General features: G+C 69.5%; 17 protein-coding genes. 11 read left to right on the plus strand and 6 right to left on the minus strand.

Annotated features, from left to right (window positions below; translation table 11 throughout):
• The first annotated feature begins 9 nt into the window (after positions 1 to 9).
• Positions 10 to 3,141, plus strand: a complete 3,132-nt coding sequence (locus F6X38_RS11370; RefSeq protein ID WP_150969941.1) for a GGDEF and EAL domain-containing protein — start codon at positions 10 to 12, stop codon at positions 3,139 to 3,141.
• Between the two features lie 4 nt (positions 3,142 to 3,145).
• Here F6X38_RS11370 and F6X38_RS11375 read toward each other — a convergent pair whose 3' ends face one another.
• Complete coding sequence (locus F6X38_RS11375; protein WP_150969942.1) at positions 3,146 to 3,403, minus strand: hypothetical protein; 258 nt, start codon at positions 3,401 to 3,403, stop codon at positions 3,146 to 3,148.
• A 209-nt stretch (positions 3,404 to 3,612) separates the two neighbouring features.
• Between F6X38_RS11375 and hemF the strand changes: the two genes are divergently transcribed.
• The 3 genes from hemF (at position 3,613) to F6X38_RS11390 (ending at position 7,300) form a co-directional block, all read left to right on the plus strand.
• Positions 3,613 to 4,515, plus strand: a complete 903-nt coding sequence (gene hemF, locus F6X38_RS11380) for an oxygen-dependent coproporphyrinogen oxidase (RefSeq protein ID WP_150969943.1) — start codon at positions 3,613 to 3,615, stop codon at positions 4,513 to 4,515.
• 146 nt (positions 4,516 to 4,661) lie between these two features.
• The gene (locus F6X38_RS11385) at positions 4,662 to 4,838 is read left to right on the plus strand and encodes a DUF1059 domain-containing protein (RefSeq protein WP_150969944.1); all 177 of its coding nucleotides are present in this window, start codon (positions 4,662 to 4,664) and stop codon (positions 4,836 to 4,838) included.
• Between the two features lie 158 nt (positions 4,839 to 4,996).
• The gene (locus F6X38_RS11390; RefSeq protein ID WP_150969945.1) at positions 4,997 to 7,300 is read left to right on the plus strand and encodes a mechanosensitive ion channel family protein; all 2,304 of its coding nucleotides are present in this window, start codon (positions 4,997 to 4,999) and stop codon (positions 7,298 to 7,300) included.
• Positions 7,301 to 7,306: 6 nt separating this feature from the next.
• On the opposite strand, the gene F6X38_RS11395 is transcribed toward F6X38_RS11390, so the two are convergent.
• From F6X38_RS11395 to F6X38_RS11405, 3 genes are read right to left on the minus strand one after another with little or no spacing between them, the layout of a single operon-like run.
• Entirely contained in the window at positions 7,307 to 8,542 is a 1,236-nt protein-coding gene (locus tag F6X38_RS11395) for a CCA tRNA nucleotidyltransferase (protein WP_150969946.1), read from the minus strand.
• Positions 8,539 to 9,162 (minus strand): CoA pyrophosphatase, encoded by a 624-nt coding sequence (locus F6X38_RS11400; RefSeq protein ID WP_150969947.1) that lies wholly within the window; start codon positions 9,160 to 9,162, stop codon positions 8,539 to 8,541. The genes F6X38_RS11395 and F6X38_RS11400 overlap by 4 nt, the downstream gene beginning before the upstream one ends.
• Positions 9,163 to 9,741, minus strand: a complete 579-nt coding sequence (locus tag F6X38_RS11405) for a DUF1285 domain-containing protein (RefSeq protein WP_150969948.1) — start codon at positions 9,739 to 9,741, stop codon at positions 9,163 to 9,165. It lies immediately after the preceding gene.
• A gap of 210 nt (positions 9,742 to 9,951) precedes the next feature.
• Between F6X38_RS11405 and F6X38_RS11410 the strand changes: the two genes are divergently transcribed.
• The 5 genes from F6X38_RS11410 to F6X38_RS11430 all read left to right on the plus strand — a co-directional run bounded on the left by F6X38_RS11410 (position 9,952) and on the right by F6X38_RS11430 (position 18,285).
• The gene (locus F6X38_RS11410) at positions 9,952 to 10,956 is read left to right on the plus strand and encodes an AAA family ATPase (RefSeq protein WP_425482850.1); all 1,005 of its coding nucleotides are present in this window, start codon (positions 9,952 to 9,954) and stop codon (positions 10,954 to 10,956) included.
• An 8-nt stretch (positions 10,957 to 10,964) separates the two neighbouring features.
• Positions 10,965 to 11,885 (plus strand): DUF58 domain-containing protein, encoded by a 921-nt coding sequence (locus tag F6X38_RS11415; protein ID WP_150969950.1) that lies wholly within the window; start codon positions 10,965 to 10,967, stop codon positions 11,883 to 11,885.
• On the plus strand, positions 11,882 to 14,734 hold the full coding sequence (locus tag F6X38_RS11420) for a DUF4159 domain-containing protein (protein WP_150969951.1): 2,853 nt from the start codon (positions 11,882 to 11,884) through the stop codon (positions 14,732 to 14,734). The genes F6X38_RS11415 and F6X38_RS11420 overlap by 4 nt, the downstream gene beginning before the upstream one ends.
• A 4-nt stretch (positions 14,735 to 14,738) precedes the next feature.
• Positions 14,739 to 16,817 (plus strand): hypothetical protein, encoded by a 2,079-nt coding sequence (locus F6X38_RS11425; RefSeq protein WP_150969952.1) that lies wholly within the window; start codon positions 14,739 to 14,741, stop codon positions 16,815 to 16,817.
• A gap of 61 nt (positions 16,818 to 16,878) precedes the next feature.
• Complete coding sequence (locus tag F6X38_RS11430) at positions 16,879 to 18,285, plus strand: MFS transporter (RefSeq protein ID WP_150969953.1); 1,407 nt, start codon at positions 16,879 to 16,881, stop codon at positions 18,283 to 18,285.
• On the opposite strand, the gene F6X38_RS11435 is transcribed toward F6X38_RS11430, so the two are convergent.
• Complete coding sequence (locus F6X38_RS11435; RefSeq protein ID WP_150969954.1) at positions 18,282 to 18,782, minus strand: GNAT family N-acetyltransferase; 501 nt, start codon at positions 18,780 to 18,782, stop codon at positions 18,282 to 18,284. The genes F6X38_RS11430 and F6X38_RS11435 overlap by 4 nt on opposite strands.
• A 223-nt stretch (positions 18,783 to 19,005) precedes the next feature.
• On the opposite strand from F6X38_RS11435, the gene F6X38_RS11440 reads away from it, so the two are divergent.
• Positions 19,006 to 19,986 (plus strand): glutathione S-transferase family protein, encoded by a 981-nt coding sequence (locus F6X38_RS11440; RefSeq protein WP_150970028.1) that lies wholly within the window; start codon positions 19,006 to 19,008, stop codon positions 19,984 to 19,986.
• 3 nt (positions 19,987 to 19,989) lie between these two features.
• Here F6X38_RS11440 and F6X38_RS11445 read toward each other — a convergent pair whose 3' ends face one another.
• Positions 19,990 to 20,523: an NUDIX domain-containing protein gene (locus tag F6X38_RS11445; protein ID WP_246191302.1), complete on the minus strand. Its 534-nt coding sequence runs from the start codon at positions 20,521 to 20,523 to the stop codon at positions 19,990 to 19,992.
• On the opposite strand from F6X38_RS11445, the gene F6X38_RS11450 reads away from it, so the two are divergent.
• Positions 20,506 to 21,465, plus strand: a complete 960-nt coding sequence (locus F6X38_RS11450; protein ID WP_150969956.1) for a metallophosphoesterase family protein — start codon at positions 20,506 to 20,508, stop codon at positions 21,463 to 21,465. The two genes, F6X38_RS11445 and F6X38_RS11450, sit on opposite strands and share 18 nt — an antisense overlap.
• The last annotated feature ends 33 nt before the right edge of the window (positions 21,466 to 21,498 follow it).

Genomic DNA, 21,498 nt, shown 5'->3' on the forward strand with positions numbered 1-21,498 from the left:
TTGCAGGCCTTGAACCGCAACTTCGCGGTCGTGGCGTTCGACGCCGACGGGCGGATTCGCCGGGCGAACAACCTGTTCCTCCGGATGTTCGGCTATGAGCTCGACGAGATCATCGGCACCGACATCGCGACCTTCGCGCGCTCCGAAAGCGATCCAGCCGTCGGGGCCGGGCAGCGGGTCCGTCCGCCCACGGGCCGGAACGCGCCTGCGACCCTTCGCCGCCTGCGCAAGAACGGCAGCGAGATCTGGGTCGAAGCGCGGTACGCGACCATCGCCGGCGGCGAGGGCCGAGAACCGGAGACCGTCGCGATCGTCTCCGACGTCACCGCACGGAAGCTGCAGGAATGGGACGAGCGGGGCCAGATCGAGGCGATCAACCGATCGCTGGCCGTGGTGCAGTTCTCCGCCAACGGCATCGTCCTCGACGCCAACCGGATCTTCCTGAACATCATCGGGTACGAGCTCGACGAGATCGTCGGGCGCCCCTACGGCCTCTTCGTCGCGCCCGAGGAGGCGGACGGCTTGGCGCAGGCCGCGTTCTGGGAGGCGCTTGCGGCGGGGCGGCACCAGGCCGGCGAGTACCGGCGCATCGGCAAGGACGGCCGCGAGGTCTGGCTTCGGTCGAACTGCAGTCCGATCTGCGATGCGGCAGGGCAGCCGATCAAGATCGTCGAATACGCCGTCGACGTGACCGCGGAGCGGCTGCGGCAGGCTGAATACGAGTGGCAGGTCACGGCGATCCAGAAATCGCAGGCCGTGATCTCGTTCGACATGCACGGCTCGATCGTCCACGCGAACGAGAACTTCCTGCGGGCCATGGGCTATCGGCTCGACGAGATCGTCGGCCGGCACCATCGGCTGTTCGTCGGCCCGTCGCACGCGCACAGCGTCGAATATCTGCGCTTCTGGGACGACCTGAAGCAGGGCATGCACCGGTCCGGCCAGTACAAGCGCATCGGCAAGGACGGGCGCGAGGTCTGGCTCCAGGCGACCTACAATCCGGTCTTCGACATGGGCGGCCGTCCGACCCGCGTCGTGGAATACGCGACCGTCATCACCGCGGACAAGTTGCAGCAGGCCGAGTACGAGGGCCAGATCGCCGCAATCCACAAATCGCAGTGCGTCGTCTCCTTCGCGCTGGACGGGACGATCCTCGACGCGAACGACAACTTCCTGCAGCTGACCGGCTACCGTTACGCGGAGATCCTTGGCCGGCATCATCGCATCTTCGTGGAAGAGGCCGAGGCGAACGGCGAAAGCTATCGGCAGTTCTGGCGGACGCTCGGGGAAGGCCAGCACCGGAGCGGCGAGTTCAAGCGCATCGGCAACGACGGGCGCGAAATCTGGCTGCAGGCCAGCTACAACCCGATCTTCGACCCGGACGGGCGGCCGTACAAGGTCGTGAAGTTCGCCGCCGACATCTCCGCCGAAAAGCTGCGCCAAGCCGAGAACGCCGGGCAGATCGAGGCGATCAACAAGGCGCAGGGCGTGCTCGCGATGACGCTCGACGGCATCATCCTCGAAGCGAACGAAAGCCTCCTCGCGACCTTCGGCTTCGCCGCCGCCGACGTGATCGGCCGGCATCACAGCATGCTCGTCGAACCGGGTCATGCGGCGACGGCCGAGTACCGCGAGTTCTGGAACCGCCTGCGCTCCGGCACCTTCCACAAGGGCATGTACAAGCGTATCGGGCGCGACGGCCGCGAGCTATGGCTGCAGGCCAGCTACAACCCGATCCTCGACCTGAACGGCCGGCCGTACAAGATCGTGAAGTACGCCACCGACGTCACGCAGAACGTCGAGATGGCCGCCGCCTTCGAGAACGCCAAGCGCCAGGCGCAGCACGACGCCGCGACCTCGCTGCCGAACCGGTCGCGGCTCGCGAGCTTCATGAGCGGCGCGCTGCCCCACGCCGCGGCGCGGCTCGCGGTGCTCTACATCGACCTCGACGACTTCAAGCCGATCAACGATGCCTTCGGCCATTCGGTCGGCGACCGGGTGCTCGGCGAGGTGGCCGACCGCTTCCGGCGCATCCTCAAGGACGATCAGATGATCGCGCGGGTCGGCGGCGACGAGTTCGTCATCGCCGCGCCGAACCTGTCGGAAGACGAGATCGACGCGCTGTGCCGGCGCCTCCTCGACGCATGTGCGGCGGCGGTGCATCACGAGAACGGCGACCTCAAGGTCGGCGCTTCGGTCGGCGTCGCGGTCGCCCCGCAAGACGGAACGACGCCGGACGATCTCCTGCGCGCCGCCGACACGGCGCTCGCCCGCTCGAAGCAGAACGGGCGCGGCACCTACAGCTTCTTCGGGGCCGCGATGAACGACCGCATCGCGATGCACCGCGCGCTGATTCACGAGATGCGGCATGGCATCACGGCGGGCGAGTTCTTCCTGGAATACCAGCCGCGGTTCGACACGCGCGCCGGCACCGTGCGCAGCGTCGAGGCGCTGGTGCGCTGGTCGCACCCCGAACGCGGCCGCATCGCGCCGGGCGACTTCATCCCGCTGGCGGAACGGAGCGGGCTGATCGTTCCGCTCGGCCGATGGATCCTGGAGACGGCCTGCCGCATGGCGGTGCTGCTGCCGCAGATCGGCATATCGGTGAACGTATCGCCGGTGCAGTTCCGCGACGACATGCTGGTCGAAACCGTGGAGGCGGCGCTCCGGCAGACCGGCCTCGCGCCGGGGAGGCTCGAACTGGAGATCACCGAGGGCGTTCTCCTCGAAGACGCGGAACGGGCCCGCGCCACGCTCGATCGGCTGAAGCAGCTCGGCGTCAAGCTCGCCATCGACGATTTCGGCACGGGGTACTCGTCGATGAGCTATCTCTGCGACTACCCGTTCGACGTCATCAAGATCGACCGGAAGTTCATCTCCGGCATCGACGGCAGCGAGAACGGCAAAGCCGTCGTCCAGGCGATCCTCAGCCTCGGAAAGGCGCTCGGCCTCAGCACCACGGCGGAAGGCGTCGAGACGGACAGCCAGCTCGCCGCCCTCGCGGCCGACCATTGCCACGAGGTGCAGGGCTTCCTCCTGTCGCGGCCGGTGCCGCCGGAGCGGCTTCCGCAGATCCTGGCGAAGGCGAACGGCCTCCCTAACCGCGGCGGCGAGACGCTTTCGCCCGTCCGGGCCGCGTGAAGGGTCAGTCCGCCGTCGGCAGGCGGCGCATGGTGAACTCCACCTCGTCGCCCGGCAACACGCGCCAGCTTTCCACCGAGGTCCAGTAGGCGGCCTTCGGGTACCTGTCGAACCATTCGCGCGCGACGGTGCGCGCATGCCCGCGCGGCAGGACGAAGGTTTCCCGGACGAAACTGTCGGCGGGCGCGGCCACGCCGCGCCGGTCGCGGCGCAACTGCCGGGCCAGCCCGGCGAGCGGTGGGCGGGGAAAGGAGTCGGCCACGCGACGCCACCTTTCGAGGTTTGACTCTGCGTGAAGATAGCGCCGCATCGCCGGATTTGCGAATCGAAACCGATAGTTGGCGCCGCCGCGGCGGAGACTTCACCCTTTCGCGAGCATTCCCTTCCTGTTAGGCCGGCCTGCCGGCGCGAACGGGCCGGAATCCTGAGCCGGAGCGGCGTCCCTTCCGCTCATCGAGGAGACACGGTTTCATGGACTTGCCCCCCCTCCCCGAAGGCCTGCCGTCCGATATCGACGCGAAGAAGGATGAGGCCCGCACCTGGTTCGAGGCGCTGCGCGACCGCTTGTGCGAGACATTCGAGGCGATCGAGTCCGAGGTCGACGTGCCGGGCGAACCCGGCCGCTTCCAGCGGACGGAATGGTCGCGCGCCGAAAACGGCGGGGGCGGCGTCATGTCGATGATGCACGGCCGCGTGTTCGAGAAGGTCGGCGTCCACACCTCCACCGTCTTCGGCGAGTTCTCGCCGGACTTCCGCGCGCAGATTCCGGGCGCCACGGACGATCCGCGCTTCTGGGCCTCTGGCATCTCGCTGATCGCGCACATGCGGAACCCGCACGTGCCCGCCGTCCACATGAACACGCGCATGGTCGTGACGACGCGGCAATGGTTCGGCGGGGGGGCGGACCTGACGCCGGTGCTCGACCGGCGACGCACGCAGGACGATCCGGATACGGTCGCCTTCCACCGCGCGATGAAGTTCGTCTGCGACCGGCATTCGGGCGTCGCGGACCACGATCGCTTCAAGCAGTGGTGCGACGAGTACTTCTTCCTGCCGCACCGCAACGAAGCGCGCGGCGTCGGCGGCATCTTCTACGACTGGCTCCGCTCACCCGACGAAAGCGGCGGCTGGGCCGCGGATTTCGCCTTCACCCGCGACGTCGGGAAGGCGTTTCTCGTCGTCTATCCGCACATCGTCCGCCGCAACGCAGCCACCGAATTCACGGAAGCCGACCGGGAGGAGCAGCTCGTCCGGCGCGGCCGCTATGTCGAGTACAATCTTCTCTACGACCGGGGCACGCTGTTCGGCCTGAAGACGGGCGGCAACGTCGAGTCGATCCTCTCTTCCATGCCGCCGCTGGTGCGGTGGCCGTAACGGCGGAAGCCGATTTGTCAGCTAAAATGAAGAACTTATTTTCGTGAGCCGCGACGTGATGGCTGTATTCACGCAATTTAAACGACTATCATCCATTGCGACGCGGCACGAACCCCGCGCCCGTCCGGCCACTTCGGGAGGAGTGAATGTTCGAACTCGATTGCCAAGGTGTCATTCCAGGCTGCCAGCGGGTGATCCGCGCCGAGAGCCAGGCGGAGGTGTTCCGTCGCGCCGTGCAGCAGGCGCACCAGTCGGGTGTCGAGAAGCTCACGCCTGACATGCTGGACGTCTTGCGGGAACGCACCACCGAACTGCCCAACTGAGGGACCCCCGTCCCTGTAGGAACGGGTCTCGCAACCCGTTCCTGCTGCACCGCAGCAAAAATTCGTCCGCCGTCATCAAATCGCCAGTCCTTGGGTCTTAACCCTCGGCCGCAACGTCGTCCTTGCCCGGACGGCAGCGGCTCGAATCAAGGTACGGCATGGTCTCGCGCGCTTCGATCGTCGGCTTCCTCATCGTTCTTTGCCTATCGATCGTTCCGGCCAGCGCCCAGATTCCCGGCCTCCCGAAGCTCGTCGGCTCAGAGACGCAACCGGCCGACGCGACGAAGCCGGGCGAACCCGCCGACCGCCAGGCCGACGTCCAGGCGCTCGACCGCATCATCCAGCTGTTCAAGGACGACAAGCAGCGGACCGACTTCGTCGGCTCGCTGGAGCAGATGCGCGCCGGCCTCGTCATGCAGGGGCCGCCGGCGCCGGAACAGAACTCGGCGCTCCCTGCCGAGGGGTTGATCGGCGCCCTCGCCACCAACGTCGGGAAGGCGGTCGACGAGTTTCCGACGACCGCGCTCGGCGATCCGCCGCACATCAAGCTCGCGAACGCGATGACGGAGCTGCAGGACCGGGCCGCGACGAATTTCGGCGGCGAGGAGACGCTCGGCTTCCTGTCCTGGGCGCTGCCGGGCGTCGGCGTCGTCGCCGGCGTGATGCTCTTCCTGTCGCGGAACCGCTGGATCCGGTCGCGACGCACGATCCTGCGCCGGAAGTCGCAGACCCGGCTGCAGCTCCTCCGTCGCGTTTCTCTGAAGCTTCTCTTCGACCTCCTGCCCTGGTTCGGCGGCGTGGTCGCCATCGCGCTCTGGACGACCGCCTTCTCGCATAGCTGGCGCGACACGCAGCTCTTCCTCGGGCTGACGACGCCGTTCGTGCTGCCGGCCCTGATCCGCCAGCTCTTCGGCTTCGGCCTCCTCCTGCTCGTGCGCAGCCGCGGCTGGAAGCTGGTGAACTACGCGCGCCTCAAGCTGCTGCCCTGGATCGGCATCCTCACCTCGGCCGGCGTCGCGGCGGGTCTGATGCGCGAATTCGCCGTGCGGCTGGTGATCGGCCGCAACGTCGCCGACGTCGCCTCGCTGGCGCTCGACCTTCTCACGGCAGGCCTCACGGTCCTCTTCGTGATGCGGCACCGGCGCACGGTGCGCAGCCTGATCGTCAAGGGCCGCCAGCGGCGGGCCGAAGGCGACCACGGCACCGGCGTGCTCGCCACCGTGATCACCGCCTTCGCCAACTTCTGGCACGTCTTCGCGATGCTGTTCGTCGTCGCGAATGTCGGGGCGCGGCTGTTCGGCATCGGCGGCGACAACTTCTTCGAGGACGCGCTGTTCGCAGTGATGTTCATCCTCGCCGGCCTGTTCTTCCTCGCCTTCGCGAACGAGACCGTATCGCGGTGGCGAGAACAGCTCGGCCGCGGCCGCTCGACGGCGCGCAACGCGCTCGGCCGGCGCTATCTCGGCCTGTTCCACATCGTCTTGCAGATCGCGACCACCATCGTCGTCGCCATCGCCTGCATCGATCTCTGGGGCTTCCAGGTGGCGGAATGGCTCACCACCGCGTCCGGCAGCCAGGTGCTGCGGCCGGCGATTTCGATCCTCTTGGTGCCGCTGGTGGTCTGGCTGATCTGGATCACCGTCGACACGCTGATCGAGCACGCGTTGGCCCCGGTCGACAATTTCGGCCGGCAGCGCCAGCAGTCGGCTCGCATCAAGACGCTGCTGCCGCTGCTCCGGAACTTCGTCTTCGCCGCGCTCTCGGTCATCACGGTGATCGCGGTTCTGGCGAATATCGGCGTCAACGTCGCGCCGCTCCTCGCCGGCGCCGGCATCATCGGCATCGCGATCTCGTTCGGCTCGCAGCAGCTCGTGCAGGACGTCATCACCGGCTTCTTCTTCCTGTTCGAGGACGCGCTGGCGATCGGCGACACGATCTCGACCGGCACGCAGGCCGGCGTCGTGGAAGGTATCAACATCCGCACGGTGAAGATCCGCGCCGGCGACGGGGCGCTCTATTCGGTGCCGTTCAGCCAGATCAAGGCGCTGCAGAACTCGTCGCGCGGCTACGGCATCTTCCAGGTCGCGGTCACGATCGGCTTCGAATCCGACGCCGACCAGGCGATGGACATCATGCGCGAGATCGGCGCGGAGCTCCGGAGCGACCCGAAGTTCAAGTACGACATGCTCGCCCCGATCGAGATCTGGGGCGTCGACGGCTTCAGCGCCGACGGCACGGTGCTGAAGGGCGCGATCCGCTGCCGGCCGCTGCAGCAATGGGGCGTCGGGCGCGAGTTCAACCGCCGCCTGAAGCGGCGCTTCGACGAGGACGGCATCGTCCTGTTCCGGCCGAAGCAGGTGATCGAGATCGCCGGCAACCGGCAGGAGCCTATGCCGGAGGAGAACGAGTTGCCGCCACCGCGGCAGAGGGCGGCGAACGGCGCGATGCCGCGCCCGGCCTGACCGCGACTAGAAGCGGGACAGCATCGCTTCGCGCGACAGGACGAAGCCGCTCGCGACCCAGCTTCGTTTCAGGTCCTGCAGCAGCTGGCCGAGTTCCGGTCCGGGCCGCACGCCCTTCGCCGTCAGGTCGCTGCCGGTCACCGGAAAGGCCGGCGGGTCGAACCCTTCCGCCACGCGAAGCTGCTCGCCGAGCCTCGCGGTCTCGGCGATCGCGTCCCGCTCGCTCTTCCCGTGCCGCGTTGCGAGCGCGAGCCGCAGGCGATCGACGATCCCCGGCCGGTCGCCGAAGTAGAGGCGTTCGCGCAGCGACGCGTCGGTCTCGTCGGGACGCGCCGGTTCCGCCATCGCGTAGGCCAGCAGCCGGTCGCGCTCGGCATTCGCCATCTTCAGACGGCGCGCGAGCTCGGCGAGGCGCTCCGGATCGGGCGGCACGATGGCGAGGAGGCGCAGCAGGGCGTCGGGCTGCCAGCGGTGGACATGCTCGGCGCCGACGAGGCCGTGGATGCCGTCGATCCCCCAACGCTCGCTTTCCGGCAGGGCGGCAGACAGGACGCCGGCCTGCCGCGCCCACAGGAGGGCGCGGGACGGATCGGGCGCGGCGAGGAGCTTGCGCAGTTCCATCCAGACGCGCTCGGCCGAGAGCGAGGCGATCCCACCCTTCAGCCGCGCGCAGGCGCGCAGCCCGTCCGCGTCCGGCCGCCCCTCGCCGTACCAGGCGAAGAAGCGGAAGAAGCGCAGGATGCGGAGGCGATCCTCCTCGATGCGCTGCGCCGGGTCGCCGATGAACCGCAGCGTCCGCGACCCGATGTCGGCGATGCCGCCGACGAGGTCGAGCACCTCGCCCGCCGCGTCGCAGTAGAGCGCGTTGACCGTGAAATCGCGCCGCTCGGCGTCGGCGCGCCAGTCGCGGCCGAAGCGGACGCGCGCATGCCGCCCGTCCGTTTCGATGTCGCGGCGCAGCGTCGTCACCTCGAACGGCGTGCCGCCCACAACGACCGTGATCGTGCCGTGCTCGGCCCCGGTCGGCACCGCCTTGAAGCCGGCGGCCTCCGCCCGGCGCGCGGTTTCCGCCGGCTCGGTCGTCGTCGCGATGTCGGTATCGGTGACGGAAAGGCCGAGCAGCGTGTTGCGCACCGCGCCGCCGACGACACGCGCTTCCTCGCCATCGGCGGACAGGACGGCGAGGAGGCGCTGCAGCCGTTCCTCGCGCAGCCATTCGGCGTCGATCCGGTGCCCGGTCATGCGTAGAGCCTTTCGAAGAGCGTGCGGATGATGCCTGCCGTAACCCCCCAGATATACCGCTCGCCGAACGGCATCACGTAGAAGAAGCGCTCGCGCCCGTTCCAGACACGGCCTTCCTTCTGGTGGTTGGCAGCATCCATCAGGAAGGCGAGCGGCACCTCGAAGACGTCGGCGACCTCAGCCGGGTTGGGCGCGAGTTCGAAGCCAGGCCGCACCACAGCGATCACCGGCGTGATGCGGAAGCCGGTCGTCGTCGAATAGCGCGGCAGGCGGCCGACCGTCTCGATGAATTCCGGCCGGAGCCCGACCTCCTCGAAGCTCTCGCGGATCGCGGCGGCCTCCGGCGAGGCGTCGCTCGGGTCCACCGAGCCGCCCGGAAAGGCGATCTGCCCGGAATGCTTGCGCAATGCCGCGGACCGCGTCGTCAGGATCACCGTGGCGCCGTCCGTCCGGTCGACCACCGGCACTAGCACGGCGGCGTCGCGGATCGACACGCCGTCCAGCAGCGATTCGAGTTCGGGGTTCAGCACATGGTCGCCGAGATCGGGAACCGGATGATCCGGCGCCGCTAGGGAAAGGCGCTCGCGCAGGTCGCGCGCCGTGAAGTCGGACGCCGCCATTCAGCGGCCCGGCCCGATCAGGAAGCGCGTGCCGCCCGAGCGCACGAACGCGCCGCCGTCGTCCTCCTCGACGAAGTCGGCGAGATCGAAGGCGAGCGCGCGCGTGAGCTTGGCTTCCAGCCGGCCCCGAACGAGAAGGTATGGCTCGAACCCGCCATCCTTCCCGCCGAGACCGAAGCGGATCGGATGGTTCGGTCCCGCCTCCACCACGTCGCCGACATTGGTGCGGAAGGTCAGCACCGGCCCTTCGGCGCGCTCGTCCCGGCTCATCTCCACCGCCAGGAAATGCGCGTCCTCGACGCGGATGCCGAGCCGCTCGACCGGCGTCACGAGATAGGTCCTGCCGTCCTCGTCCTTGCGCAGGACCGAGGAGAACAGCCGCACCAGCCGCTCGCGGCCGATCGGCGAACCCTCGTACGTCCAGGAGCCGTCCGCGCGGATCTCCATGTCGATATCGCCGCAGAACGGCGGGTTCCACGCTTCCACCGGCGGCACGCCCATCCCCGCCCGTTCCGCGCGGCCGACCAGCGCTTCGAGCGATGGCGAAGGAGCGGCGACGGTGGAAGAAGCCTCGGTCATGGCACGGAAGATAGGCACGAAGCGAAAAGGTCGCGCGACAGGCCGTCGCCCGAGTCTTATTTTGGCCGGGCTTGGCGGTCACGAAAGAGTTGCGTGTTGCCGGCTTGCAGCCATGCTCGCAGCCGGCTTCAATGGTCGAAAGCGCCGGCGATATGCATCGCCCGCCGACCGGCTCGGCCGGACGCCACAACGGAAAGGTTCTTCATGACCATGCTCGCACCGCACGAGCCCGACCTTTCGGGCGATGACGCGGTACGCCAGGCGGAAGCCGCGCTCGCCGATCTCTCGCGCGTGCGGGCGTCGGTCGGAACCGTCATCTTCGGGCAGGAGAGCGTCGTCGCGCAGACCGTGATCGCCATCCTCGCCGGCGGCCACGCGCTGCTCGTCGGCGTGCCGGGCCTCGCCAAGACCAAGCTGGTGGAGACCCTCGGCACCGTGATCGGCCTCAACGCCCGCCGCATCCAGTTCACCCCGGACCTGATGCCCTCCGATATCGTCGGCTCGGAGGTGATGGAGCAGGACGAGAGCGGTCGCCGCTCCTTCCGCTTCATCGAAGGGCCGGTCTTCTCGCAGCTTCTGATGGCGGACGAGATCAACCGCGCTTCACCGCGCACGCAGTCGGCGCTGCTGCAGTCCATGCAGGAATACCACGTGACGGTGGCCGGCGCCCGGCACGACCTGCCGGCGCCGTTCCACGTGCTGGCGACGCAGAACCCGCTGGAACAGGAGGGCACCTATCCCCTGCCCGAGGCGCAGCTCGACCGCTTCCTGATGCAGGTCGACGTGCCCTATCCCGAGCTCGAAGCGGAGCGGCGCATCCTCATCGAGACGACCGGCGTCACCGAGGCTAAGGCGGAAGCCGTGCTCGGCGCGGATCGGCTGCGCGAGATCCAGGCGCTGGTGCGGCGCATGCCGGTGCCGGAAAGCGTGGTGGAGGCGATCCTGTCGCTCGTCCGCTCGGCGCGCCCGGGCCACGGCTCGAAGGAGGCGGACGCCCATATCGCCTGGGGACCCGGCCCTCGCGCCTCTCAGGCGCTGATGACCTGCGTGCGGGCTCGGGCGCTCTACGAAGGCCGGCTCGCCCCGTCCGTCGAGGACGTCGCGGCGCTCGCCGAGCCGATCCTCCAGCACCGCATGGCGCTGAACTTCTCGGCCAGGGCCGAAGGCATGAGCGTCAGGGACGTGATCGACGTCTTGAAGCGCGAAGCGAGCTGACGGCGCGCATGGCGACGATCGGCCACTCGGCCGAACCGACCCCGAGCGCCGCCGCGCTCGGCCGGGCACGGAACCGCGCGGCGCTGCTGCCGGACCTCCTGGTGGAAGCGCGGCGCGTCGTGTCGACCGTCATCGCCGGCTGGCACGGCCGGCGGCGGCGCGGCACCGGCGAGAACTTCTGGCAGTTCCGGCCCTTTGTCGAAGGCGAGGCGGTGTCGCGCATCGACTGGCGACGCTCGGCGCGCGACGACAACCTCTACATCCGCGACCGCGAATGGGAGGCGGCGCAGACCGTCTGGCTCTGGGCCGATCCGTCGCCTTCCATGCTGTTCCGCTCCAACGCCGCCGAGGTCTCGAAGGAGTCGCGTGCGCTGGTTCTCGTGCTGGCGCTGGCGGAACTGCTGTCGCGCTCCGGCGAGCGGATCGGCTATCCGGGCGTGATGGAGCCGGTCGCGGCGCGCAACGCCGCCGAGCGCATCGCTGCGGCTCTCGCCAACCGCCGGCCGGACGGCTTCCCGCCGGACGACCGGCTGAAGCGCTTCAGCGAGGTCGTCATCGTCAGCGACCTGCTCGACCCGGTCGAGGAGACGCTGGCGCGGATCGACCGCATCGGCCGGCGCGGCATCCGCGGCCACGTCGTCGCCGTCGCCGACCCGGCGGAGGAGAGCTTCCCCTACAGCGGCCGCACCGAGTTCCGCGACCCCGAGACCGGCGCGAAGCTGACGGCCGGCCGCGCGGAAACGCTGCGCGAAGACTACCGCAACCTCTACGCCGCGACGCGCGAGACGATCGCCGAGCATTGCCGCCGCCTCGGCTGGAGCTTCGTGCCCCACCGCACCGACCGCCTCGCGTCGGAAGCGCTCGTCGCCGTGCACGGACGCCTCAGCGGCATACCGCAGGCCGTCGCGGGCAAGAGGCGCGACGCATGATCGGCGCCCTCTCCTTCGGCGCGCCGCTCGTCCTGTTCGGGCTCCTCGCGCTGCCGGCCATCTGGTGGCTGCTGCGGCTCACCCCGCCGCGCCCGCAGACGGAGACCTTCCCGCCGCTGGCGATCCTGGCGCGCATCCTGAAACGCGAGGAAACGCCGTCGAAGAGCCCGTGGTGGCTGACGCTGTTGCGGCTCATCCTCGCGGCGCTCGTCATCTTCGCGCTCGCCGCGCCGGTGCTGAACCCGCGCGAGGCGGCGCTCAGCGGCAGCGGCCCGGTCGCGTTCCTGATCGACAACGGCTGGGCGAGCGGCGCGGACTGGCCGCGAAGGCAGGCTGCCGCCGAGACGCTGATCCGCGAGGCCGGCGACGCCGGCCGCCCGGTCGCCCTCACCTTCACGGCGGAAGGGGCCGGCGACAATGCGACGCCGGCCGAGGCCGCGACGGCACTCGAACGCCTGCGAGCGACGGACGCGCGCCCGATCCCGACCGACCGCGCGGCCGCGATCGACCGCCTGAAGACCGGTCTTGCCGGCAACGCGCCCGGCACGCTGACGCTTCTCACCGACGGTCTCGGCGGGGCGGGAACCGACCGCTCGCTCGCAGGGCTCCGCGATCTCGCCCCGGCCTCGACCATCCTGTTCCGCCCGCCGGTCGACCGCGTCGTCGGGCTGACGAACGTCGACAACGCCACGGACGCGCTGGTGGCGACCGCGATCCGTCCGTCCGGCAGCACCGGCGGGCCGCTCTACCGCGTCCGGGCCTTCGACGAGCAGGACCGCGAGATCGGCGGCGCCGACCTCACCTTCAAGGAAGGCGAGGCGACCGGAACGGCGCGCTTCGCGATTCCGGTGGAACTGCGCAACGACATCGCGCGGCTGGCGGTCGACGGTGAGGCAAGCGCCGCCGGCGTTCGTCTGGTGGATGACAGCTTCCGCCGCCGCCGCGTCGCGCTCGTTTCCGGCGAGGCGGCGGACGCGGCGCAGCCGCTCCTGTCGCCGCTCTACTACATCTCGCGGGCGCTGGAGCCCTTCGCAGACCTGCTGCGCGCTGAAAACGCCGACCTTGCCGTTGCGATCCCTAACCTCGTGAAGCAGCGCCCGTCGATGATCGTCCTCGCCGACATCGGCGTCGTGCCGAAGCCGGCCGAAGACGCGTTGCGCGACTTCGTCCAGAAGGGCGGCTATCTCGTGCGTTTCGCCGGACCGCGGCTCGCCGCGACCACGGGCGAGGACCCGCTGGTGCCGGTGCGGCTTCGCGCCGGCGAGCGGCAGCTCGGCGGCTCGCTGACCTGGAGCGAGCCGCAGCATATCGCCCCGATCCCGCCCGCGAGCCCCCTCGCCGGCATCGCGATCCCGCCCGACGTCACCGTCACGCGGCAGATCCTCGCCGAGCCGTCGGTCGACCTCAACGACCGCACCTGGGTCAGCCTGCAGGACGGGACGCCCCTCGTCACCGCCTCGAAGCTCGGCGAGGGCACGATCGTGCTCTTCCACATCACGGCGGAGGCGACTTGGTCGAACCTGCCGATCTCCGGCTCGTTCGTCGACATGCTGCGGCGTGCGGTGACCCTGTCGCGGGCGAGCGGACCGGCGACCGCCGCGGTTTCGGGCACGAGCGCAGGGCGCGCGCCCGCCGCCGCCAGTCTGCCGCCGTTCCGCTTGATGAACGCGCGCGGCGAACTCGGCAGCCCCGGTCCCGACGCGCAACCGCTGGCGATCGCGGCCGACGCGCAGGCGGAACTGAAGCGCGAGAACCCGCCCGGCCTCTACGGCCGTCAGGAAGGATATACCGCCTTGAACCTCCTGAAGCCGGACGCCGCGCTGGAGCCGCTCCGCGACGCCGACGTGCCGGTGCCCTTCACTCCCCGCGCCTACGACAACGGCGACCAGACCGACCTCGCGCCGTTCGCCTTCGCGCTGGCGCTCGCGCTGTTCGCCTTGGATGCGCTGGCCCTCCTTTGGCTGAACGGCGTGTTCCGGCGGCTGCGTCCGAGGCGTGCGGCTGCCGCTGCGGCGATCCTCGTTGGAGCCTTGGCGGTCTCCTCGCTCGCCATGCCGCGCGCCGAGGCGCAGGAGCCGCCCACCGCCCAGGGCGACGTCGCGGCGGATGCCATCGCCGCGACGGAAAAGACCCATCTCGCCTATGTCGAGACCGGCAATTCCTCGACCGACGATACGTCGCGGCGCGGGCTCGCGGGCCTGTCGCAGTTCATCGCCTCGAAGACGGCGCTGGAGCCGGGTGATCCGGTCGGCCTCGACATCGGCAAGGACGAGCTCGCCTTCTACCCGATCATCTACTGGCCGATCGACGCGGCCGACCCGATGCCGGCGGCAAGCGCGATCAGCCGGGTCGACGCCTATATGAAGAACGGCGGCACGGTGCTGTTCGACGTCCACGACGACGAGATGTCGAGCCTTAACTCCAACGCCGTGACGCCCGGCCAGCGACGCCTTCGCGATATCCTCGCCGATCTCGATATCCCGCCGCTGGAGCCGGTGCCGAGCGACCACGTGCTCACCAAGTCCTTCTATATCATGAACGACTTCCCCGGCCGGCACCGCGGCTCGGAGCTGTGGGTGGAGTCGACCGTGCGCGATCCGAACGCGCAGGCCCGGCCCGCCAATGCTGGCGACGGGGTGTCCTCGATCATGATCACCTCGAACGATCTCGCCGGCGCCTGGGCGATCGACGACGGCGGGCTGTTCCTCTACCCGACCGACGACAGCGACCCCGACCAGCGGGAATATGCCTACCGCGCCGGCGTCAACATCGTCATGTACGTGCTGACCGGCAACTACAAGGCCGATCAGGTCCACGTGCCGGCGCTGCTCGAACGTCTGGGGCAATAGCCGCATGAACTGGTCGATCGACTTCGCGCCCTTCTTCTCCTGGACGGTCATCGCGATCATTGCGGTGCTCGCGGCCCTGCTCGCGCTGTCGCTGGTCGCGGCGCGTCTGCGCGGTGCGCTGGTGCGCGTCCTCGCGGTCGCGGCGCTGCTGCTGGCGCTGCTGAACCCAGTCCTGCTGCGCGAGCAGCGCGATCCGCTGAAGAGCGTCGTCGCGCTGGTCGTCGACGACTCGCAGAGCCAGTCGATCGGCAATCGACGTGCCGAGACCGCCGCGACGGTCGAGGCGCTGAAGAGCAGCCTCGCCCGCTTCCCGGAATTCGAGGTGCGCACCGTCGAGGCGCGCTCCGGCGGTTCGGCCGACGACGGCGCGACCACCGCGCTGTTCGGCGCGCTGAACGGGGCGCTGCGCGACGTGCCGCCGTCACGCGTCGGCGGCGCGATCATGGTGACCGACGGGCAGGTGCACGACATCCCGGCCAACAGCGGGGCGCTCGGCTTCGACGCGCCGGTGCACGCGCTCGTCACCGGACGGGCCGACGAGTTCGACCGCCGCATCGAGGTGCTGACCAGCCCACGCTTCGGCCTCGTCAACGAGGAGCAGCGTCTGACCTACCGGGTGCTGGAGGACGGACCGCGCGCCTCCCGCAATCCCGTCGAGGTGCGGGTCTTCCTCAACGGCGATCTGGTTTCGCGGGAGCAGGCCGTGCCCGGCGAGACCGCGACCTGGGCCTTCCACCTGCCGCGCGCGGGAAAGAACATCATCGAGCTTTCCGCCGCGCAGGACGGGCAGGAGATCACACCGGTCAACAACCGCGCCATCGCGGTGGTGGACGGCATCCGAGAGAACCTGCGCGTGCTGCTCGTGTCCGGCGAGCCGCATGCCGGCGAGCGGACCTGGCGCAACCTTCTGAAATCCGACGCCGCGGTCGACCTCGTCCATTTCACCATCCTGCGCCCGCCGGAGAAGCAGGACGGCACGCCGATCGACGAGCTTTCGCTGATCGCCTTCCCGACGCGCGAACTCTTCGTCGAGAAGATCGACGACTTCGACCTCATCATCTTCGACCGCTACCAGCGGCGCGGCGTCCTACCGGCGCTCTACTTCGACTACATCGCGCAGTATGTGGAAAAAGGTGGCGCGCTGCTGATCGCCTCCGGCCCCGAATATGCCGGCAACGATTCCGTCGCGCAGACCTCGCTCTCCTCGATCCTGCCGGCGCTTCCCACCGGCACGATCGATGCCGAGGCTTTCCGTCCGGCCCTGTCCGATCTCGGGAAGAAGCATCCCGTCACGCGCGACCTGCCCGGTTCGCAGGCCAACCCGCCGGACTGGAGCGAGTGGTTCCGCTCGATCGACGTGGAGAATCCACGCGGCGAGACGGTGATGACCGGGCCGAACAACAAGCCGCTCCTCGTGCTCGACCGCGCCGGCCAAGGGCGCATCGCCCTGCTCCTGTCCGACCACGGCTGGCTCTGGTCGCGCGGCTTCGAGAGCGGCGGCCCGCATGTCGCGCTGTTCCGCCGCCTCGCCCACTGGCTGATGAAGGAGCCGGAACTGGAGGAGGAGGCACTCGATGCTGAAGCGCGGGGGTCCGATCTCGCGATCACGCGGCAGACGATCGGCGGCGATCCCGGTCCCTCGACGGTGGTGACGCCTTCCGGTAAGGCGGTGCAGGTGCCGATGCGCGAGATCGGCGCCGGCCGCTGGGAAGGCACGCTGAAGGCCGAGGAGCTTGGCCTCTACCAGGCAGCGAACGGCGAATTGCGGGCACTGGCGAATGTCGGACCGGTGAACCCGCGCGAGTTCCAAGAAGCTGTGTCCACCACGGCGAAGCTCGAGCCGGTACTCGACCAGACGCGCGGCGGCGTTCGGCGCATCGCGGAGAACGGCACCGTCGACGTGCCGCGCGTCGTGCCGGTTCGCGGCCGCGGGGAAGCGGAAGGTCGCGACTGGATCGGCCTTCGCACGACCGACGAGACCGTGCTGCGCGGCGTCGAGCGCACGCCGCTCTTCGCCGGCTTCCTCGGTCTCGCGCTCCTGCTCCTCGCCCTGTCGACCACTTGGTATCGCGAAGGGCGCTGATCGCCGCAGGGTGCGTTGTTCCTTCACCTTTCGCCGCTAGCTGCGTCGGCTGGAGGGGCGGATGAGCAGCATCGCGATCGAGGAACGGACCGACTGGGCCGACCTGCTGGCCGGCGGGCGGCTGCCGAGCTTCGCGCTGATCTGCCTCGGCGTCTGGCTGAACGCGGCGGATGCGATGGTCGCGGCGACGATCATGCCGAGCGTCGGAGCGGACCTCGGCGGCTACGCTTACTTCGGCTGGGCGGTGGCCGGCTTCCTGATCGGCTCGATCCTCGCCGGAGCCAGCGCCGGCCGCCTGTCGGAAATCCTCGGCCTCGCCTTCTCGACCGGCGTCTCGGGCGGCCTCCTCGCCGTCGGCTGCGTTCTCAGCGCCCTCGCACCCGACATGGGCACCTTCCTCGCCGGCCGCATCGTGCAGGGGCTCGCCAGCGGGTGGATCGCCGGCTTCGCCATGGTGGCGGCAGCCGTCCTTTTCCCTCCCCGGCACTTGGCGCGGATCTTCGCGACGATGTCCGGCATCTGGGGCATCGCGACGATCCTCGGACCCCTGGTCGGTGGCCTCTCCGCGGCCGCGGGGTCGTGGCGCGCTGTGTTCTGGCTCTTCGCCGCGCAGGCCGTCCTGTTCGGCATCGGCGCGCCGATCCTGCTTCGTGGCACGCTCCACCGCCCGAGCGGCAGCCGCGTGCCCTGGCTGCAGCTTTTCGTGCTGGCCCTCGGCGTCGCGGCCATCGCCTGGGCGGATACGGCGAGCGGCGCCGTCGCGGCGGTCGGCCTCGTTGCGCTCGGCATGGCGCTGCTGGTGCTCGTGCTCGGGATCGACGCGCGTTCGGCGCACCGGATGCTGCCGCACCGGGCCGGCGATCTCCGCACCATCTGCGGCTCGGCCTATGCTTCGATCTTCGCGTTGACGGCTGCTTCGATGGGGCTGACCGTCTACGGCGCGGCGATCCTGCAGGAACTGCGCGGCCTGTCGCCGCTCTGGGCCGGCTACGTCATCGGTGCGGAAGCGCTCGCCTGGACGCTTGCGGCGTTCCTCGTCGCCGGTGTTTCCGGCGGGCGGGGCGAGCGGCTTTGCATTCGCGGCGGCGCGTGCTGCGTGCTGCTCGGCGTCGCGATGCTGCTCCTGTTCCTGAAAGCCGCCGCGCTGCCGCTCGTCGTGCTGGCGGCATCGGTGATGGGTGCCGGCTTCGGCCTGTCCTCGGCGCTGACCAGCCGCCGCGTCATCGGCGTGGTGGCCGACCCGGAGAAGGCGATCGGCTCCGCCGCGATCGTTGCCGTGCGCCAGACCGGCAGCGCGGTCGGCGCGGCCATCGCCGGCGTCACCGCCAACATGGTCGGCTTCGGCGCGGGGCTCACCACGGCGAGCGCCGAGGCCGCCGCCGTCTGGGTCTTCGCGACGGCGCTGCCGCTCGGGCTCTTCGGCGTCTGGGCGGCCTTCCGCATGACCGGCCGCGCGACGCCCGCCTAGCGCGGCAGGATGCGCCCCGCGAGCCCGTCGAGCGCGCCTTCCGCCAATGGCATCACCAGCACTCGCCGCCAGTCGACCGGGCCGGGCAGGATCACGGCATCCTTCGGCATGGGCAGATAGCCGAGCGGCATGTAGTAGGCCCGGTCGCCGACCAGCACGATTGCGCTCTCGCCGGCCTCGCGTGCCACGTCCGCCGCCATGCGCATCAGCGTGCGGCCGATGCCGAGACCCTTGTGCGCTGGCTTGACCACGAGGGGCCCGAGCAGGAGAACAGGCCGCTCGCCGACGCGGATCGGCGTCTGCCGGACCGAGCCGACGACGGCCGAACCAATGGTGGCGGTGAAGGAGAGGCCGCGGTCGTGCGGCACCATTTCCCGCACGCGCTCCGCGGCGCGGGCGAAACGCCCGGGGCCGAAGGCCTCGTCGGCCAGCGCCGCGACGGCGAAATCGTGAGCGGCGGTTTCCGGCTGGTACCGGACGTTGGAAAGCTGGAGCATCGAAGGCGGACCTGAACGGGCGAGCGCTCCGTCCGCACCGGCAAGGTCAGGCGACAGGAGCACTCCGGAGCGAGCGGACGAGACAGGCAGCGGCGGATCGTCGTCGCAGCATCGCCAACCCCTCCCCGTTTTGCCGTGACCACCTTCGGAACCGCCGATATACAGTTTGGGCGCAGCCGACAAGCGCCACATCCACGGACGGACGACGAGCGAGAGCGATGCGATGGGAATGCTGGTCGAAGGCGAATGGCGGGACGCCTGGTACGACACGAAGTCGACCGGCGGCAGCTTCGAACGCAAGGCGTCGAGCTTCCGCGACTGGGTGACGGCCGACGGGCGGCCCGGCCCGAACGGCGGACGGGGCTTTCCGGCCGAGGCCGGGCGCTACCACCTCTACGTCTCGCTGGCCTGCCCTTGGGCGCACCGCACCCTGATCTTCCGCAAGCTGAAGCAGTTGGAGGACGTCATATCCGTCTCGATCGTCGACTGGCTGATGCTGGAGGAAGGCTGGGTCTTCTCCGACCGGCCCGGCGACACACCGGACGCAGTGAACGGGGCGACGCGGCTCTACGAGGTCTACCGGCTGGCGGAGCCGGCCTATACCGGCCGCGTCACCGTGCCGGTGCTGTGGGACAAGCAGACCCGCACGATCGTCAACAACGAATCGGCCGAAATCATCCGCATGCTGAACCGCAGCTTCGACGCGTTCGGCGACGCTTCGCTCGACCTCGCGCCGGATGACCTCCTGGCTGAAATCGACGCGCTGAACGCCCGCATCTACGAGACCGTCAACAACGGCGTCTATCGCTGCGGCTTCGCGACGACGCAAGACGCCTACGAGAAGCCGTTTGGCGCGCTGTTCGAGACGCTGGATTTTCTGGAGGAGCGCCTTGCGATTCGGCGCTGGCTGCTGGGCGACCGGCAAACGGAAGCCGACTGGCGGCTGTTCACGACCCTGATCCGCTTCGACGCCGTCTATTACGGGCACTTCAAGTGCAACCGCCGCCGGATCGCCGACTATTCGAACCTCTTCGGCTACCTCCGCGACCTCTACCAGACGCCTGGCGTCGCGGAGACGGTGAACTTCGAGCACATCAAGGGCCACTATTACGGCAGCCACCGGACGATCAACCCGACCGGCATCGTGCCGCTCGGTCCGGATCAGGACTTCATGCAGCCACACGGTCGCGAGCGGCTGGGCTGATCGTCACCAGTCCGGATCGGCCGGCATCTCCGAGCGCAGTTCCTCCAGCCGGCGCAGCGTGCCGGGCGTGGCATCTGCTGGCAGCGCATCGGGCGCAAAGAAACCGCTCGCCGCGATCTCGCGGTCGGACCGCTTCGGCGCCGTCTGCCGGACGTTCCGGCAGACATAGAACAGGATGTGGTCGCGCCGCGGCCTTTGCCGGCCGAGATGGATGCTAACCAGCCGTGGCGGCTCGGCGAGTTCGAGGTTTCCCTCTTCGCCGAGTTCCCGGACGACGCTCTCCACCGCCGTTTCGCCGCGCTCGACGCCACCGCCCGGCAGGTACCAACCCGGCAAATAGGTGTGGCGTACGAGGAAGACCCGGCCGGCCGGATCGAAGGCGGCGGCCCGCACGCCGAGCGTCATCGGCCGCCTTGCCAAGAAGTAGAGATGCCGCAGCCGGTTCGCGAACGCGTTGGCGCTGACGCGGAGCAGGATGCCGGACTTCCCCTCGCCCGCCGTCCGGCTAGATGAGCGGTCATGTTCCGGCTTGCGCATATCTCCGACATCCATCTCGGGCCCCTTCCGGAGTTGTCCTTCCGCCAGCTCGCGACCAAGCGCGTGCTCGGCTACTACAACTGGCAGAAGAACCGCAAAAAGATGATGTTCGGCGAGACGCTGCTGGCGCTCACCAACGACATGCACGCGCAGAAGCCCGACCATGTCGCCGTGACCGGCGACCTCGTGAACCTCGCGACCAAGCAGGAGATCGTCGCGGCCGGGGTCTGGCTGAAGGAACTCGGCAAGCCGCTCGACGTCTCCGTCGTGCCCGGCAACCACGACGCCTACGTTCCGGGTGCGCTGAAGCGCGCTTGCAGCGAGTGGTACGACTACATGGTCGGCGACGAGCCGTCCGCCGCGATCGGGCAGATGTTTCCTTACGTGCGCTTGCGCGGGCCGGTGGCGATTTGCGGCGTGTCGAGCGCGGAGGCCACCGCGCCGTTCTTCGCCACCGGCACGTTCAAGCGCCGGCAGGCGCTGACGCTCGCCCGCATGCTGGCCGCGTGCCGGGCGACTGGCCACTTCTGCGTCGTGATGATCCACCATCCGCCGATCGCGAACTCGACCTCCTGGCACAAGCGCCTCATCGGCAAGCAGTACTTCTGGAAGGTGATCCGCGATTCCGGCGCCGACCTCGTGCTGCACGGCCACACGCATCTCGACACGCTCTACTGGATCGCCGGCATCGGCGGCCTCGTGCCGGTGGTCGGCGTGCCCTCCGCCAGTCAGAACCCCGGCTCCGACAAGCCGGCGGCGCGCTACAACCTCTTCGAGATCGAAGGCGAGCCCGGCAACTGGACGCTGACGCATCGCGAGCGCGGCTGGCGCGCCGACGGCAGCGGCATCGACTGGATCCGCGAGCGGCGCCTGATGCGGAACGGCGAGGCCGTCGACACGCGCAACCGCGAAGACGCCAAGCAGGCGCAACCGGCCGCCTGAAGACCTTGCAAGTCCAGGCCCCGGCAGCCTATC

Origin of the sequence: Plantimonas leprariae (assembly GCF_008802405.1) — a bacterium.
Lineage (GTDB): Bacteria > Pseudomonadota > Alphaproteobacteria > Rhizobiales > Rhizobiaceae > Plantimonas > Plantimonas leprariae.